The sequence below is a fragment of the Hymenobacter sediminis genome, from assembly GCF_003231285.1.
GTDB lineage: Bacteria > Bacteroidota > Bacteroidia > Cytophagales > Hymenobacteraceae > Hymenobacter > Hymenobacter sediminis.
Genome location: NZ_QKNS01000003.1, coordinates 31,554 through 47,720 on the forward strand (window position 1 = coordinate 31,554; position 16,167 = coordinate 47,720).

The following is a 16,167-nucleotide window of genomic DNA, read 5'->3' on the forward strand; positions in this document are numbered from 1 at the left end:
TACTTCCCCACCTCTATGAAAAAGCACCTACTAAGCCTGCTGCTGGTGGCCCCTTGGTTGGCCAGCGCGCAAACGGCAATTCCATTCACCGTTAAAGGCAAACTGGGCACGCTCAATGCTCCGGCCAAGGTGTATTTGCTGCGCGGAATGACTGTTACCGATTCTACTACAATTAAAAACGGCGCTTTCGAGCTAAAGGGCACCACTGAAAGCCCAGTGATGGTCGAGCTTATTATGCGTCGCAACGGTCGGTTGGGAAGTTTGTACGGCCCTCCCGGCGACCGGGCCCGTCTCTATCTGGAGCCCGGCACAACGCAGGTGAGCAGCCCCGACTCGCTGGCCCATGCTACTGTTAAGGGCGGACCTCTGAATACGGATTTCGCGCGGCTGAATGCATCGATAGCGCCCATTATGGCCAATATTCAGGCCTTTGGGGCCGAAATGCAGCGGGCTACGGACCAACAGCGGCAAGATCCGGCCTTCACTGAGAAGCTGAAATCCCGTTTCGAAGAATTCAACAAGCAAATTGCTACAGCCAACTACGCCTTCATCAAAGCAAATCCTAACTCGCTGGTTAGCCTGGATGCGCTGGTATTGATGCGAATGATGGATTTGCCGCAATATGCTACCGTGGCTCCGCTGTACGAAGCGTTAAGCCCGGCGCTCAAAAACACGCCCCGCGGCCGGGAATATGGAGAGTTGGTGAAGGGACTGAAAGCCGTGGCTATTGGAGCGCCGGCCCCTGATTTCACCCAGCAAACACCCGATGGCAAAACCGTATCGTTGCGCGACTACCGGGGCAAGTACGTGCTGGTTGACTTCTGGGCTTCGTGGTGTGGCCCCTGCCGCGAGGAAAACCCAACGGTTGCCAAGGTGTACAGTGAGTACAAAGGCCGCAATTTTGAGGTGCTGGGCGTGTCGCTAGACCGCGAGAAGGACCGCGCCAAGTGGGTAAAAGCCATTCAGGACGACAAGCTGACCTGGACGCAGGTATCGGACCTGAAAGGTTGGGAAAACGCAGCCGCGCGCAGCTACAGCGTGAGTGGCATCCCGCAGAACTACCTGATTGACCCCACGGGCAAAATTGTGGCCGCTAACCTTAAGGGCGACGACTTGAAAGCAACGCTGGCGAAATACATCAAGTAAGCCAACGCTGGCGCAGGAGCCAGCATTCTGGCTACCAAATCTTAAAAACCGAGTTATTCTGACCGACACACCGGGTCAGAATGACTCGGTTTTTTTGTGCGTGCTTGCGCCAAGGCTGAGTTGGTTGAAAATATTTTATCTGATAATCAAGGTGATATAAGATGAAAAGGAGGGGAGTAGCAGAACTGGGCCCGGGTTGGTAATGAGCTGCCCGAGCCACTCGTCGATTCAGCAAACGGGCTGAACCGAGGCCGGCCCTGGGCAGACTGACACCCTGCCCAGGGCCACACCCCGGCGCCGCGGGCTCCTTCACGGACCAGTTCCACTTCTTTTCATCTCGTCAGATGACTTCTTCCACTGAAACCGCCTCGCTGCTGCTGGAAAGCTTCCCGGAGTTAGGCGCTGAGCTGCAGGTTCCTGCTACTCGCCAAAGTATTTACCGGCAACTGAGCTGCTTTGCCACCTTCACCCGCGAAGCCGCCGAGGGTGGGCATCTGGCCCTGCTTAAGCGCTGCTTTGAAGTAGCCGACCGCCTGCTGCGCCAGGGCGACGCCTACCTGGTTCGGGCCATCGAGAATGTGTACCTGTACTGCCTGCACCTGGATGGCAGCACCTACGGCAACCAGCTGGCCCGCCAGCTAATGCCCGCCCGTCTGTACCAAATCTACCAGTATCCGCACACCAACATGCTGCCCTAAGCGCGGCTGGCGGCTTCACGCTTACCCCCTTCGCCATGATTTTTCTGCTCACTGCCGCGGGCCTCGCCGGGTTCGGACTCTTCTACAAGTCGGTCGATTTTTTTGACCACATCTAACGCTGCCTCCTGCCATGATGGTCGCCCTTTTTTTCCTCTCCCTCGCCACGTTCTGCTACCTCTGCTACGTGCTGCTGCGCCCAGAGAAATTCTAATTCAGTTACCGGTTGCGAGTTGCCAGTTGCCAGACAAGGCACGGACTGAAACTCGCAACCGGCAACTCGCAACTCAACTAAGATGATCAACGAACTACTCGGCATCGGCGCCATTTACTTCCTGACGCTGGTGCTAGCCCTGCCGCTGGGCCACTACCTGGCCCGGGTGTTTAAGGGCGAGAAGAACCTGCTGGACTTCCTACGGCCCGTAGAAAACGGCATCTTCCGCCTCTCGGGCATTGATGCCCGCCGCGAAATGAGCTGGCAGCAGCACTTGGTGGCCTTGCTTACTATTAACCTTGTGTGGTTTCTGCTGGCTATGCTGGTGTTGTCTACCCAAGGCAGCCTACCCCTCAACCCCGACCAGAACCCCAGTATGGCCCCGGACTTGGCGTTTAACACGGCCATTTCCTTTCTGGTAAACTGCAACCTGCAGCACTACAGCGGCGAGTCGGGACTGAGCTACCTCTCGCAGATTGTGGTAATTACTTTCCTGCAGTTTGTGAGTGCGGCTACCGGCATTGCCGCGGCCGTGGTGGTGTTCAACGCTCTGCAAACCCGCGCCACCGATAAGCTGGGCAACTTTTATAACTACTTCGTCAAGAGCCTCACGCGCCTGCTGCTGCCGGGTTCCTTGGTGGTAGCCTTGCTGCTGGCCTTCAACGGCACCCCCATGACCTTGCAAGGCAAGCAGGAGCTAGTGACCCTGCAGGGCGACTCCGTGGCCGTGTCGCGCGGGCCGGTGGCGGCTATGGTGGCTATTAAGGAGCTGGGTACCAACGGGGGCGGTTTCTACGGAGCCAACTCGGCTCACCCCCTCGAAAACCCCAACTACCTCACCAACTCTATTGAGAACATCGCCTTGGTTATCATTCCCATGGCCATGGTGTTTGCTCTGGGCTTCTACCTGAACCGCCGCAAGCTGGCCCTGATGATTTTTGGGGTCATGACGGTGGGCTTCGTGGTGCTGCTGGCTCCCACGGTGTACTATGAGCTGCAGGGCAACCCTGCTATTAGTCACTTGGGCGTGAACCAGGAGCTGGGCGCGCTGGAGGGCAAGGAAATCCGGTTTGGCGCGGCGGCTTCGGCCTACTGGAGCATCACGAACACGGTTATCAGCTGTGGCTCGGTGAACTCCATGCACGATTCATTTATGCCGCTTTCCGGGCTGACCCAGATGCTGGGCATGATGACCAACGCCTTTTACGGGGGCTGCGGGGTAGGGCTGCTCAACTTCTTTGCTTACCTGATTATTGCCGTGTTCATTGCCGGCCTGATGGTAGGCCGCACACCCGAGCTGCTGGGCAAGAAGATTGAGGCCCGCGAGATGAAGATTGCCATCCTCGTGACGCTGCTGCACCCGCTGCTGATTCTGGCGGGCACGGCCCTCACCGCCCACCTCTACGCCGGCAACCCTACGGAATACGCCGGCTGGCTGGCCAACCCCGGCTACCACGGTTTCTCCGAGATGCTGTATGAGTTTACCTCCGCCTCGGCCAACAACGGCTCTGGGTTCGAAGGACTCGGCGACAACACACCCTGGTGGAACATCAGCACGGGGGTAGTGCTGCTGCTGTCCCGCTTCCTACCCATCATCGGTCCGGTGGCTATAGCCGGCTTGCTAGCCCGCAAGAAGTACGTGCCCGAAAGCGCCGGCACCCTGCCTGCCGACACGGCCACCTTCGGCGTGATGGTTATGGCTGTCATCGTCATCATTGCCGCGCTGGCCTTCTTCCCCGCTCTGGCACTCGGGCCCATCGCCGAGCATTTCTCCTTGTATTAATCAACCCCAACTGTCATCCTGAGCCCTAGCGAAGGACCTCTACCTCTGGCTAATCAACAAGGGTAGCAACGAAGCGGTAGAGGTCCTTCGCTGGGGCTCAGGATGACAAAATAGACAATGGCACAATCTCAATCCTTGTTTCAACCCGCGCTGGTGCAGGAGGCTATCAAGCAGGCCTTCGTCAAGCTCGACCCGCGCGTGATGTTCCGCAACCCGGTGATGTTCACCGTGGAAATCGGGACGGTGGTGATGCTGCTCGTGACGCTGGGGCTGCTCGTGAAGCCCGATGCGGCCCAGGGCTCCTTTGCCTACAACTTCACCGTGTTTGTGGTCCTGTTTCTGACCTTGCTGTTCGCCAACTTCGCCGAGGCCATTGCCGAGGCCCGCGGCAAGGCCCAGGCCGAAAGTCTGCGCAAAACCCGCGAAGAAACCCCGGCCCGCGTTATCGACGAAAAAGGGAACATCTCTTCAGTGTCTTCTTCTCAACTCCAGAAAGGCCAGGTATTTCTGGTGGAGGCCGGCGAAATCATTCCTACCGACGGGGAGATTATTGAAGGCCTGGCTACCATCGACGAATCGGCCATTACGGGCGAATCGGCCCCAGTAATTCGGGAGGCCGGCGGCGACAAGTCGTCGGTGACGGGCGGTACCAAGGTGCTGTCGGACCGCATCAAGGTAGTGGTGACCACGGCGCCCGGCGAGTCGTTTCTGGATAAGATGATTGCCCTGGTAGAAGGCGCGTCGCGGCAGAAAACGCCCAACGAAATTGCCCTTACTATTCTGCTGGCAGGCTTTACGCTGGTGTTCATCATTGTGTGCGTGACCTTGCAGCCCTTCGCCGCCTACGCCAACACGCCCATTGCCATTGCCTCCTTTATTGCCCTGTTCGTGTGCCTGATTCCGACCACCATTGGCGGGCTGCTTTCGGCCATTGGCATTGCGGGCATGGACCGCGCCCTGCGCGCCAACGTCATCACCAAAAGTGGTAAGGCCGTAGAAACGGCCGGCGACATCGACGTGCTGCTCCTAGATAAAACCGGCACCATTACCATCGGCAACCGCAAAGCCACCCACTTCTGGCCCGCGCCTGGTATTACCGAGGCCCATTTGGTGGAGGCGGCTACCCTAGCTTCGCTCACCGATGAAACTCCCGAGGGAAAAAGCATTGTGGAGCTGGCTGCTGAAACCCGCCGCTCTGATTCTGCCGCGCTTCAGCGCCGGTTGCAGGGCGCTGAGCTAATCAAGTTCACGGCCGAAACCCGCAGCTCCGGCGTGACGCTGCCGGATGGAACACGCCTGCGCAAAGGAGCTTCCGATGCTATCCGCCAGCTCGCCAACCGTGCCAACCAACCCTTCCCCCAGGAAACCACCCAGCGCGTGGAGGCCATTGCCAGCAATGGCGGCACCCCGCTGGTAGTCAGTGAAAACGACCAGGTGCTGGGCGTAGTAGAGTTGCAGGACATCATCAAGCCCGGCATTCAGGAGCGGTTTGAGCGCCTGCGCAAAATGGGCATCAAAACCGTGATGGTAACCGGCGACAACCCGCTCACGGCCCGCTTTATTGCCGAAAAAGCCGGCGTCGATGACTTTATTGCCGAAGCCAAGCCCGAGGACAAGATGACCTACATCCGCCGCGAGCAGCAGGAGGGCAAGCTGGTGGCCATGATGGGCGACGGCACCAACGACGCGCCCGCCCTGGCCCAGGCCGACGTGGGAGTAGCCATGAACTCGGGTACCCAAGCCGCCAAGGAAGCCGGCAACATGGTGGACCTCGACAACGACCCCACCAAGCTCATTGAGGTAGTCGAAATCGGAAAGCAGCTGCTCATGACCCGCGGCACGCTCACCACGTTCAGCATCGCCAACGACGTAGCCAAGTACTTTGCCATCGTGCCGGCCCTATTCATGGTCGCCATTCCGAGCCTGGGCGCACTGAATATCATGGGCCTGAAGTCGCCGCAGTCGGCCATTCTCTCGGCCGTGATTTTCAACGCCATTATCATTCCGCTGCTGGTACCGCTGGCCCTGCGCGGGGTAGCCTACAAACCCATCGGTGCTTCGGCTTTGCTACGCCGCAACCTGCTGGTGTATGGCCTGGGCGGCGTCATCGTCCCCTTCATCGGCATCAAAGTTATTGACCTGCTGGTAGGGCTGTTTTTATAACAGTCAGAACAAAACTGCCCTGCTCAGCTGATTCCGCGCATCAAGCGGCGTGGGGACGCGGCGGCGCAGCCGACGCTGGGGTGGTTGACTGACATTAGAACGACTCGCGTCTGTGTCGCCCGGGGTATTGTTCAACGATTATCAACCACCCCTAACCCCTCCTCATCTGAGGAGGGGAACTAACTCTAGCCTTAGCTTTCTCGCTTCTAATTCAATGAAACAACACCTGCTTCCCGCTTTCCGCCTGACCCTTGTACTCCTGGTTGTCTGCTGCCTGATTTATCCGGCGCTGGTATGGGCCGGCGCGCAGTTGGCCCCAAATAGCGGCCAGGGCGAAACCATTAGCCACCGGGGCCGCGTGGTAGGCTACGATAATGTGGGCCAGAAATTTACCCGGCCGGAGTACTTCTGGGCGCGTCCCTCGGCGGTAGACTACAACTCGACCGGCTCGGCGGGCTCCAACAAAGGCCCTAGCAACCCCGAGTACCAGGCCACGGTGCAAGCCCGCCTCGATACGTTTCTGCTCCAGAACCCCGGCGTAGCCAAAGCCCAAGTGCCTGCCGAGCTGATTACCGCCTCCGGCTCCGGCCTCGATCCGCACCTCTCACCGGCGGGTGCCGCCGTGCAGGTAGCCCGCGTGGCCCGTGCCCGCCAACTCGATGCGGCCAAAGTGCAGGCCCTGGTAGCCCAGCACACCCAGCATAGCCTGCTGGGCCCCGACCGGGTAAATGTGTTGCGCCTGAATGTGGCGCTGGATGAGCTGAGCAGCCGCTAAGCGTTGGGCCCCTCCAGGGTTTATGCCTTTGTTTGGGGGTAGCAACGTATCCCAGACACCTATTTCTCTACGTCTCTTTTTGAGCAATATTCTGCTAACAGGCAGTGCTCTCCTCCCCATGAAATCTATTTCCCTGCTTACCCTCGGCCTGCTGTGCAGCGCGGCCGCTACCGCCCAAACCACCCCCGTTGCGGCCGATACGGTGGTGACGCCCACCGAGGCACCGGCCACGCCCGTTACCAATCCCTTCACGACGTACGGGTTTGTGGATGGCTACTACGGCTACGACCTCAAGCACGCCGCTACCAACGACCGGCCCGGTTTCCTGTATTCCCATGACCGCCAGAACGAGTTTACGGTGAACAACGCCATCCTGGGCCTGCGCTACGACAACGGACAGGTGCGCGGGGCCCTGGGCCTGCACGCCGGTACCTACGTTTCGGCCAACTACGCCGCCGAGGACCCGGTGCTGCGCCACATCTACGAGGCGTACGCAGGTTTCCGGCCGTTCCGGAAGGCCTGGCTCGACGTGGGTATTTTCGGCTCCCATATCGGCTTCGAGTCGGCCATCAGCAAAGACAACTGGACGCTGACTAGGTCCCTGATGGCCGAAAACTCGCCCTACTACGAGGCCGGGGCCCGGTTCACCTACGAAGTGGACCCCAAGCTAACCCTGACGGCCCTGGTGCTCAACGGCTGGCAGAACATCCGGGAAACCAATCAGAAAAAGGCCGTGGGCACCCAAATTCAGTGGAAGCCTACTGAGAAGCTGCTCATCAACAGCAGTACCTTCTATGGCAACGAGCAACCCCAGGACCTGCAGAAGCGCCGCCGCTACTTCCACGATTTCTATGTGAGCTACGCCGCTACCGAGCGCCTGAGCGTGGCCGGCGTATTCGACGTAGGCAATCAGGAGCAGGCCGCCCGCGGCAGCAAAGCGGATACTTGGCACACCGGTGCCGCCTTCGTTCGCTACAAGCTAGCCGATAAGTGGTCGGCCACGGCCCGCGCTGAGTACTACAACGCCGACCATGGCGTCATCATTTCCTCCATTTCACCGGCCGCCACGGATGTCGACTTCAAGGTAAAAGCTGCCTCCCTCAACCTCGACTACCTGCCCAACAGCAACGTGGCGTTTCGGGTGGAAGGACGCGTGTTCCACTCCGGCCACGATTTCCTTATCGACCGCAACGGCCAGCCCACCAACTCCTACGGCAACCTGACCAGCAGCATCGCCCTGTCTTTTTAGAGTTGGGCGAGAAAATGATAGAGGACGTGTCATGCTTGATCTGGCGTCCGCGGAGCGGAAGCATCTTTACCTCTGGCTAATTCCCGACGTGAGGACGAAGCGGTAGAGATGCTTCGGCTGCGCGGACGCCAGATCAAGCATGACAGACGGTTTGCCGCAAGAACACTATCGAGCACAAATACCCCCGCAACGCTACCCTATATGATGCCTTCCAACGATGACTCTCAGCTACGCGACCAATCGGCGGAGCGGTTTCTGCGGCTGGTGCAGGAGCCGCGGCGCGGGCGGCTGAAGGTGTACATTGGGCTGGCCGCGGGGGTAGGAAAAACCTACCGCATGCTGCAGGAGGCCCAGGAGTTGCGCCAGCACGGGGTGGATGTGGTGCTGGGCTACGTGGAAACGCACGGGCGGGCCGGTACCGTGGCCCAGTTGCAGGACTTGCCCCTGATCAAGCGCAAAAACATCTTCTATAAAGGCCGCATGCTGGAAGAAATGGACGTGGCAGCCATTCTGCAGCGCCGGCCGTCGGTGGTGGTGGTCGATGAGCTAGCCCACACCAACGTGCCCGGCTCCGAGAACGAAAAGCGCTGGCAGGACGTGGAGCAGCTGGTGCGGGCGGGCATTTCCGTGATTACCGCCGTCAATATTCAGCACCTGGAAAGCCTCCACGACCAGGTGCTGCGTATTACGGGCCAGGACGTGGCCGAGCGAGTGCCCGACCAGCTGTTAAAGCTGGCCGACGAGGTAGTAAACGTGGACCTGACCGTGCCCGAGCTGCGGGCCCGCCTGGAGGAAGGCAAAATCTACGACCCGCAGAAGGTGCCCACGGCGTTGCGCAACTTCTTTCAGCCCGAAAACTTGCTGCAACTGCGCGAGTTGGCGTTGCGGGAAGTAGCCGGGCAGCTCAGCCGGCAGATTGATACGGGCGCGGCAGCCGTGCCGGCCCTGCGCCGCAACCACGACCGGCTGCTGGCCTGCATCAACTCCAATGCCCCGGCCGCCCGCGAAATTATCCGCAAAACCTCCCGCCTCGCCGACCGTCTGGGTACAGCCACCTGGTACGTGCTCTACGTGCAAACCGCCCCCGAATCGGCCGACCGGGTGGGGCTGGCCACCCAGCGGCACTTGCTGCGCAATTTGCAACTGGCTACCGAGTTGGGCGGCCAGATTCTGCGGGTGAAGTCGGATGAGGTGGTGGCAGAGATATTGCGCGTGGCCCAGGAAAAGCGCGCCAGCTTGCTCATTTGCGGCGTGACGCGGGAAAAAAGCTGGTGGCAGCGCCTGACTCACCGCGGTATTACTACCTCCCTGATCCGAGCCGTAGCCCAGACCGATACTGACCTCGACCTGTTTCTGGTGACTTACTGACCGGACCTTGCCAACTGTCTTTTACTACCCCGCTACCCGCTCATGAACCTCAAAACCAAAATCACGCTGGCTTTTCTGACCATGCTGCTGCTGCTGCTGGGCGTTAGTGCGTTTACGTTGTACTCGCTCAACCGCCTGGACCGCAGCGCCCGCAACGTGTTGCAGGACAACCTGTACTCCGTAGAATTGGGCCAGCAACTGTTGCGGGCTCTCGACCGGGTAGAGCGGCTGCCACCGACGGATACGGTGGGGATGGGGCAGTTCAACCGAGCTTTTTTGCGGGAGGCTGGCAACGTGACGGAGCCCGGCGAACAAGAACTGGTTGACAAGCTGCAGCAGCGCCTGATTCAACTGCAGGAGTACCAGGGAGCCGCCCGCCGCGGCACCGATGCGCCCGCGCCGGTAACGGCCATAACCGGACCCATGCGGCAGCTGACCTACGATATCATCGACCTGAACACCCAGGCCCTGACGCGCAAAAACGAAGCCGCCAACCAATTGGCTTCCAGGCAGTCGACCTATGTGCTGGCTCTGCTCACGTTTGCAGTCCTGACCTGCCTGTTGTTTGTGCTGAGCGTGCCCGAGGCAGCCGTGAGTGGGCTGCGCAAGCTGTCAGCCAGCATCGAAAACGCTACCCACCAGGATTACTCCAACTCCATTCCGGTGGAAAGTCACGACGAGTTTGGGGGCGTGGCGCGGGCCTTTAACCGCCTGCTGGTGCAGCTGCAGGACTACCGCACCTCCACGCTGGCCCAGCTGCTGGCCGAGCGCAACCGCATGGTCAGCCTCGTTAATAACCTCGATGAAGGCCTGCTACTGGTGGATGAAAACCGCCGCCTGATTTTGGCAAACCCCGTGGCTCAGCAGCTCCTGGCCCTACCTCCCGAGCAACTCGTAAACCGCCCCGCCGAGGAAATAGCCCAGCAAAACGACCTGTTCCGGGAGCTGCTGCGCCACCTGGATACCCCCGCCGCCCAGCGCCCCACCGAAGCGGCCCCCGTGCTCACCCTGGCCCAGCACGACGAGGAAGCCTACTACCGCGTCAGCGTGAATGATGTGGTGAGTTTCAACGAGGCCCTGGACAAGATGGAGTTCGTGGGTTCTATCCTGACGCTGCGCAACGTGTCGGAGTATAAGAAGCTGGACCAGGCTAAGTCGAACTTCCTGGCTACGGTGTCGCACGAGCTAAAAACGCCCTTGTCCAGCATCAACTTCAGTTTGAAGCTGCTGCAAAACGGCAAGGTAGGCCCCGTGAATGAGGAGCAGCAGAACATTCTGGCCACCATCAAGCAGGAAAACCAGCGCCTGCTGCGGCTGGTAGGAGAGCTTATTGACGTGTCGAGGCTGGAATCGGGCAACATCCAGCTCAACTTCCAGGCGGCCCGCGTGATGGAAGTCGTGCAGTTTGCCGCCGATACTATTCAGCTGCAGCTTCAGCCCAAGCAACTCACCCTCGACATCCAGATTGCCGACACCCTACCCCCCGTGCGCGCCGATATCGAGAAAACGACCTGGGTGCTGCTTAACCTGCTGGCCAACGCCATTCGTTACTCCCCGGAGCAGGCGCAAATCCGTATTCGGGCGGCTCTTACCACTGAGGCTCAGCCCCAGGTCCGCATCAGCGTGCAGGACAACGGCCCCGGCATTGCCCCGCAGTATCAGGAAAAAATCTTCCAGCGCTTTGTGCAAATTCCCGACAAAAACGGCTACAAAGGCGGCTCGGGTCTGGGGTTGAGTATAGCCCGCGAGTTTATTGGCAGCCAAGGCGGGCAGTTGTGGGTAGAAAGTGAGTTGGGCAGCGGCAGCACCTTCAGCTTCACGCTGCCGGTGGCAGGTTGAGTTGCTGTGACCCTCTTTTATGACTGTCATTCCGAGCTGGTCGAGGAATCTCGCGTGCTGACGTTGAGGTTACCATTGCAACGTTAGCACGCGAGATTCCTCGACCAGCTCGGAATGACAGTTACTTTGGCTAACGGCTGATGTACTACTCCACGCTACCCAGCCAGAATTTCCAACTGCCAGCGTAATTCCTCAATCCGGATGGGGTAGGGGGCGTCGTTAATCAGCGTTTGGTACACTGCTTCAAACAAACCGGGGTAGTTACCACGCAGAGCGGCAAGAGTGGTCACGGATTTCTCGCCGGTTTCGGCTACTACGGTCAGCTCACCTTCGCTGCTATCCAGGCCGTAGGCGGCATCGGTAGGCAATAGGCCTTGGTCGAGTTGGGTTTCCTGCACATCGGTGCGCTGTTTCTGGAAGGAGCCTTGGGTGCCGTGCAGCACGTAGGCAGGCACCGGGGCGGCCGTCAGCAGGCTACCCGTCACGAACACGTTCAGACCACCAGGATAGGCGAGGTGGAAGTGGAAATAATCGTTTACCCGCGACTTGGGCCGGTTGCAGCTCAGGGTTTTGTGTACGCGCTCGGGCCGCCCAAACAAGCTCAGGGCCTGGTCCAGCACATGGGGGCCCAGGTCGTAGCTGAGGCCGCTGCCGGGGGTAGCGGGGTCTTCCTTGAACACCTTGGCGTTGAGCGCCGTCTTGTACCGATCAAAGCGGAAATGCACTTCGGTAATTCGGCCCAGCTGCCGGCTCTCCACTACCTCCCGCACCAGCTGAAAGTCACTGTCCCAGCGGCGGTTCTGGTAGGCCAATACGTGCAGGTTGCGCTCCTGAGCCAGTTGCACCAACTCATCCAGCTCGGCCACCGTGGTAGCTACGGGCTTTTCGATGAGCACATGCTTGCCTGCGCGTAGGGCTTGGCAGGCCAGTTGAAAATGGGTATTGTTGGGCGTGTTGATGATGACCAGCTCCAGTTCCGGATCGGCCAGCAGCTCATCTACGCTGTCGTAGCTGATAACGTCGGGGTAGAAGTCGGCCACTTGCTTACGGCTTCGTTCTACCACGGCTCGCAGTTGAAAGCCCGGGTGGGTAGCAATAAAAGGCGCGTGAAAAATGCGGCCTGACATGCCGAACGCCAAGAGGCCGGTTTGGATAGGATTGCGCATAAGAAAAGGGGTAGGACGGTGAATAGCAGTACGGCAACGCCCGCCGAAAAGCCGTAAGCAGGACCATAAGCCTGTCACTTCACAAACAAACGCACAAACTTCCAGATCCCGATGCCCACCCTCGACCGTTTCTCGTCCCAAGCTGAACTCTACGCCCGCTACCGCATCGACTACCCCGCGGAGTTGTACCAATGGCTGCTACCGCAGGTGCCCCAGCACGAACGTGCCTGGGACTGCGCTACCGGCAACGGCCAAGTGGCGCTGGTGCTGGCCGAGCACTTCCAGCAGGTAGAAGCCACCGACCTGAGCACGTCTCAACTGGCTCAGGCCCCGTCCCGGTCGAATGTCACCTACCAACCGTCGGCCGCCGAGCACACACCTTTTCCGGAGAGCTATTTCGACCTGATAACCGTGGCCCAGGCCCTGCACTGGTTTGATATGGAGGCTTTCAATGAGGAAGTCCGGCGTTTGCTGCGGCCCGGTGGGGTAGTGGCCGAGTGGGGTTATGGGCTGGTGCAGGTAGGTCCGGAGCTGAACCCGCTGATCCGGGAGTTTTACGCCGGCACCATGCGGCCCTACTGGGATGAAAACCGCTGGCACATCGACGACGAGTACGCCCGCCTACCCTTCCCGTTTGTCGGAGTGCAGCAGGCCCGGTTCGCGGTGCGGCGGCAGTGGTCGGCAGAGTGGTTTCTGAACTACCTGCGCACCTGGTCGAGCGTGGTAAAGTATGAGAAGCAACATGGCCACGACCCGGTTTCGCTCATTGCCGAGGAACTGACCCGACTGTGGGGCCCCGGCGAGCGGCCCATAGAGTTTCCAGTTTTTGCGCGGCTGGGGCGGAAGGAATAATCCGGTTCGGATGGCCTTGCGCTTGCGTATCCGTTCTCGCCTATTGATAGTCTTGTATCTGAAGGCTCTGGCGTTATTCTACCGCTCTGTGCTGCACGCCCACACCTACTTTTCCTTGTTTGATGAGCCTTTTACCGGGGTGATGCCCGTCCATATTGAACAGCTGGCCGACCTTATCCGGCAGACAAAAGCGCGCAAGGGCATCCTGCTCACCGACCACCGCTACGTCAAAGTACTACCCCTCTGCGACGTGGTATACCTGCTGCACGGCGGCCGGCTGGATCAACTCCCGCCAAACCCTCTGCCCGCCTTGCGCGACCGGGGTTATCTTGCGAACTGATTCTGCGCTCTATGTCTACTGCTGTTTCGCCCCAATTACTACCCCTCAGCGGCTTACAGGTGCTGGAACTGGCCTCGGTGCTGGCTGGTCCGCAGGTAGGGCAGTTTCTGGCGGAATTAGGTGCCGAGGTGCTGAAAATTGAAGCTCCGGCCGGCGACGTAACCCGTACCTGGCGCACCCCTGCCGAAGCTGCTGACGGACCTGTTTCAGCGTATTTCAGCTGCGCCAACTGGGGCAAAACCAGTAAGGTGCTTGATTTGACTACCCCTGCCGGCCGCGCCGAAGTGCACCGCCTTGCGGCCACCGCCGACATCGTGCTGGCTAGCTATAAGCCCGGCGACGCCGAGAAGCTGCAAGTAGATTATGCCGCTTTATCGGCCCTGAATCCGCGCCTGCTGTACGGCCACATCACCGGCTACGGGCCCGATGCCAGTCGGGCTGGCTACGATGCGGTGCTGCAGGCTGAAACGGGCTTTATGCACCTCAATGCTCCCAGCAGGGGTCATGAGCCTCAGAAAATGCCGGTGGCGCTGGTTGATCTGCTTACGGCGCACCAACTGAAAGAAGGCTTGCTGACAGCCCTCTACCAGCGCGAAAAAACCGGCCGTGGTGCCTTGGTGCAGGTTTCGCTCTGGAGCAGCGCGCTGGCTTCCTTGGCCAATCAGGCAGCTACCTACCTCGTCACGGGCCACGACCCTCAGCCCCTGGGCTCCGGCCACCCGAGCATCGTGCCCTATGGCACCGTGTACACTGCCGCCGACGGAGTGCGCTTGTTGCTGGCAGTAGGTGCCGACCGGCAGTTTCAGCAGCTGTGCGCAGTGTTAGAGCGCCCTGAGTGGGCCACCGACGCGCGCTTTCACACTAACACCGACCGGGTAGCGCACCGCGTTGCATTGGAGGAACTGTTGCACCAGCGCATTGCGGAGGTAGCTGGCACCGAGTTGCTCGCGGAGCTAGAGCGGCGGCTAGTGCCTGCTGGCGCCGTCCGGACGGTAGGGGAGGCCCTACAGCAGGAAACAGCTGCCCCGATGCTGCTACCGCCTACCCCGGAGTTTCCACATGCGGGTTTGCGCACGGTGGCGTTCCGCAGCAACGCCTGGCCGGTTGCCGACCAGTTGCTACCCCCGCCTGCGCTGGGTAGTGCACCCTAATAAGCAGTAAGGTACGCCGGAGGTTCATGGTAGAACGCCAGGTAGGGCCGCAGGCGGAGCATCTTGCGCGCTTCCCCCAAGCCGTCACGCCAAACTTGTCAAGACGTCTCGCCTGCTGACGTGGCAATGGAAATCTGGCATCATCATGCAACGCGAAATGCTTCAGTTGTGCTTCTGCATGATAACTCACTTATTTGACCACCCATCATATCCTTAGCGAGAGATACTGCGGATTGATATGCTGGGTGAAATTCATCTGGGCAATAGGAGTACGCACGAAATCGAATCGGCCGCTGAGTAAACTCCTACCCCTGAAATTTGCGTAGATACCAGCCGAAAGGTTGCCGATTCGTGCAGCTGTTTTTCCACCTCCGTGCTGGGTAATACCGCCGCTGATTTGCTTTTTCATGGAAGATACGCCTCATACTACGTCCGCCCCCATTGCGCCCGTGCAGCTAAACGATGCCGCCCTTGGCGCACCAGCTACCACCACGGGCAGCCCCAACACCGATGGTCAGCCGACCCACGCGCCCGGCGAGCCTGGCCCTACCCCCGAAGACCGCCTCGACCAGATTTTCGAAGGCCTGAAACAGAAGTCATCCACTAAGCAGGCCATTTACCGCAACACGCTGGCTACCTTCGACATGCTGCGGAAAGTGTCGCAGGAGTTGGTCGTAGAGTTGAGCCGCAAGATTACGCCCGTCGATTCGACGGTGGTGATTGAGTACCGGCCGGTAAATGAAATGGAGTTTCACATCCGCTTCTCCGGCGACCTGCTGGTGTTCGTGCTGCACTCCAACATCGTTACCTTCCCCGAAGATTATGGCCCCATGGCCACCCAGTACGTGCAAGATGATTTCCGGCGCCGGTTCTTCGGGCACATGATGGCCTACAACTTCATGGCCGACAGCATCAAATACCAGCGCATGAACGACCCTGGCTACCTGGTAGGCCGCTTGCTCGTCAACATTGATAATCACTATTTCCTGGAAGGCGTGCAGCAGCTGGAGTTGCCTGATAACGATATGTCAGACAATAAGATAACTGAAGAGGCGCTTAAGCTCTTTGTGGAAAGCGCTATGATTGCCGCCGTCAATAACGACCTGATTGCACCCCCGCTCGATGACATTCAGAAAATCAACGTGAAGCAGAAGCTGGAAAACCAACAGGTCAGTCGGGCCCGCAAAGTTGGCTTTAGCTTCTCCCACGAACAGTCTCCCATCAGCATCGACGGCCTACCGTACTAGGGGCGCTACGAGTTTGCTGCTCTAGTGGCATAAGCTTCCTGCTAAAATCATGTAAGAGCGAAATATTAATAAATAAGCTTAGGGCAAATACTAATAATGCCCCGCGGGGCGACACCTATTGTTCAACGATAGGTGCGCCCCGCGGGGGATTTGTTTGATTACTGGGGGTAGGAAGGCTG

14 protein-coding genes are annotated in these 16,167 nt (G+C 59.4%); 13 read left to right on the forward strand and 1 reads right to left on the reverse strand.

Annotated features, from left to right (window positions below; genetic code table 11):
* The first annotated feature begins 15 nt into the window (after nucleotides 1-15).
* The 9 genes from DNI29_RS09175 (at nucleotide 16) to DNI29_RS09215 (ending at nucleotide 11,232) form a co-directional block, all read left to right on the forward strand.
* On the forward strand, nucleotides 16-1,146 hold the full coding sequence (locus DNI29_RS09175) for a TlpA disulfide reductase family protein (protein ID WP_110977816.1): 1,131 nt from the start codon (nucleotides 16-18) through the stop codon (nucleotides 1,144-1,146).
* Nucleotides 1,147-1,490: 344 nt separating this feature from the next.
* On the forward strand, nucleotides 1,491-1,844 hold the full coding sequence (locus tag DNI29_RS09180; RefSeq protein WP_110977817.1) for a DUF7674 family protein: 354 nt from the start codon (nucleotides 1,491-1,493) through the stop codon (nucleotides 1,842-1,844).
* A gap of 133 nt (nucleotides 1,845-1,977) precedes the next feature.
* On the forward strand, nucleotides 1,978-2,055 hold the full coding sequence (gene kdpF / locus DNI29_RS25325) for a K(+)-transporting ATPase subunit F (protein ID WP_110978249.1): 78 nt from the start codon (nucleotides 1,978-1,980) through the stop codon (nucleotides 2,053-2,055).
* Nucleotides 2,056-2,137: 82 nt separating this feature from the next.
* Complete coding sequence (gene kdpA, locus DNI29_RS09190; RefSeq protein ID WP_110977818.1) at nucleotides 2,138-3,838, forward strand: potassium-transporting ATPase subunit KdpA; 1,701 nt, start codon at nucleotides 2,138-2,140, stop codon at nucleotides 3,836-3,838.
* Between the two features lie 117 nt (nucleotides 3,839-3,955).
* On the forward strand, nucleotides 3,956-6,001 hold the full coding sequence (gene kdpB, locus DNI29_RS09195) for a potassium-transporting ATPase subunit KdpB (RefSeq protein WP_110977819.1): 2,046 nt from the start codon (nucleotides 3,956-3,958) through the stop codon (nucleotides 5,999-6,001).
* Nucleotides 6,002-6,215: 214 nt separating this feature from the next.
* Nucleotides 6,216-6,776, forward strand: coding sequence for a potassium-transporting ATPase subunit KdpC (gene kdpC / locus DNI29_RS09200; protein ID WP_110977820.1), 561 nt, complete (start codon nucleotides 6,216-6,218; stop codon nucleotides 6,774-6,776).
* A 118-nt stretch (nucleotides 6,777-6,894) separates the two neighbouring features.
* Complete coding sequence (locus DNI29_RS09205) at nucleotides 6,895-8,025, forward strand: porin (protein ID WP_162303562.1); 1,131 nt, start codon at nucleotides 6,895-6,897, stop codon at nucleotides 8,023-8,025.
* 201 nt (nucleotides 8,026-8,226) lie between these two features.
* Nucleotides 8,227-9,393, forward strand: coding sequence for a sensor protein KdpD (locus tag DNI29_RS09210; RefSeq protein ID WP_317048748.1), 1,167 nt, complete (start codon nucleotides 8,227-8,229; stop codon nucleotides 9,391-9,393).
* Nucleotides 9,394-9,435: 42 nt separating this feature from the next.
* On the forward strand, nucleotides 9,436-11,232 hold the full coding sequence (locus DNI29_RS09215) for a HAMP domain-containing sensor histidine kinase (RefSeq protein ID WP_110977822.1): 1,797 nt from the start codon (nucleotides 9,436-9,438) through the stop codon (nucleotides 11,230-11,232).
* Between the two features lie 155 nt (nucleotides 11,233-11,387).
* On the opposite strand, the gene DNI29_RS09220 is transcribed toward DNI29_RS09215, so the two are convergent.
* Entirely contained in the window at nucleotides 11,388-12,398 is a 1,011-nt protein-coding gene (locus DNI29_RS09220; RefSeq protein WP_110977823.1) for a Gfo/Idh/MocA family oxidoreductase, read from the reverse strand.
* 111 nt (nucleotides 12,399-12,509) lie between these two features.
* Between DNI29_RS09220 and DNI29_RS09225 the strand changes: the two genes are divergently transcribed.
* The 4 genes from DNI29_RS09225 to DNI29_RS09245 all read left to right on the forward strand — a co-directional run bounded on the left by DNI29_RS09225 (nucleotide 12,510) and on the right by DNI29_RS09245 (nucleotide 15,988).
* Complete coding sequence (locus tag DNI29_RS09225; RefSeq protein WP_110977824.1) at nucleotides 12,510-13,250, forward strand: class I SAM-dependent methyltransferase; 741 nt, start codon at nucleotides 12,510-12,512, stop codon at nucleotides 13,248-13,250.
* A 43-nt stretch (nucleotides 13,251-13,293) separates the two neighbouring features.
* Complete coding sequence (locus tag DNI29_RS09230; RefSeq protein WP_123823166.1) at nucleotides 13,294-13,590, forward strand: P-loop NTPase family protein; 297 nt, start codon at nucleotides 13,294-13,296, stop codon at nucleotides 13,588-13,590.
* An 11-nt stretch (nucleotides 13,591-13,601) separates the two neighbouring features.
* The gene (locus DNI29_RS09235; protein ID WP_110977826.1) at nucleotides 13,602-14,741 is read left to right on the forward strand and encodes a CaiB/BaiF CoA transferase family protein; all 1,140 of its coding nucleotides are present in this window, start codon (nucleotides 13,602-13,604) and stop codon (nucleotides 14,739-14,741) included.
* Between the two features lie 407 nt (nucleotides 14,742-15,148).
* Nucleotides 15,149-15,988 (forward strand): hypothetical protein, encoded by an 840-nt coding sequence (locus DNI29_RS09245; RefSeq protein ID WP_238388054.1) that lies wholly within the window; start codon nucleotides 15,149-15,151, stop codon nucleotides 15,986-15,988.
* Nucleotides 15,989-16,167 lie beyond the last annotated feature (179 nt).

Bases quoted from the DNA above. Each gene is read 5' to 3' on its own strand.
- DNI29_RS09175 (WP_110977816.1), top strand. From the start codon at position 16: ATGAAAAAGCACCTACTAAGCCTGCTGCTGGTGGCCCCTTGGTTGGCC.
- DNI29_RS09180 (WP_110977817.1), top strand. From the start codon at position 1,491: ATGACTTCTTCCACTGAAACCGCCTCGCTGCTGCTGGAAAGCTTCCCG.
- kdpF (WP_110978249.1), top strand. From the start codon at position 1,978: ATGGTCGCCCTTTTTTTCCTCTCCCTCGCCACGTTCTGCTACCTCTGC.
- kdpA (WP_110977818.1), top strand. From the start codon at position 2,138: ATGATCAACGAACTACTCGGCATCGGCGCCATTTACTTCCTGACGCTG.
- kdpB (WP_110977819.1), top strand. From the start codon at position 3,956: ATGGCACAATCTCAATCCTTGTTTCAACCCGCGCTGGTGCAGGAGGCT.
- kdpC (WP_110977820.1), top strand. From the start codon at position 6,216: ATGAAACAACACCTGCTTCCCGCTTTCCGCCTGACCCTTGTACTCCTG.
- DNI29_RS09205 (WP_162303562.1), top strand. From the start codon at position 6,895: ATGAAATCTATTTCCCTGCTTACCCTCGGCCTGCTGTGCAGCGCGGCC.
- DNI29_RS09210 (WP_317048748.1), top strand. From the start codon at position 8,227: ATGATGCCTTCCAACGATGACTCTCAGCTACGCGACCAATCGGCGGAG.
- DNI29_RS09215 (WP_110977822.1), top strand. From the start codon at position 9,436: ATGAACCTCAAAACCAAAATCACGCTGGCTTTTCTGACCATGCTGCTG.
- DNI29_RS09220 (WP_110977823.1), bottom strand. From the start codon at position 12,398: ATGCGCAATCCTATCCAAACCGGCCTCTTGGCGTTCGGCATGTCAGGC.
- DNI29_RS09225 (WP_110977824.1), top strand. From the start codon at position 12,510: ATGCCCACCCTCGACCGTTTCTCGTCCCAAGCTGAACTCTACGCCCGC.
- DNI29_RS09235 (WP_110977826.1), top strand. From the start codon at position 13,602: ATGTCTACTGCTGTTTCGCCCCAATTACTACCCCTCAGCGGCTTACAG.
- DNI29_RS09245 (WP_238388054.1), top strand. From the start codon at position 15,149: ATGGAAGATACGCCTCATACTACGTCCGCCCCCATTGCGCCCGTGCAG.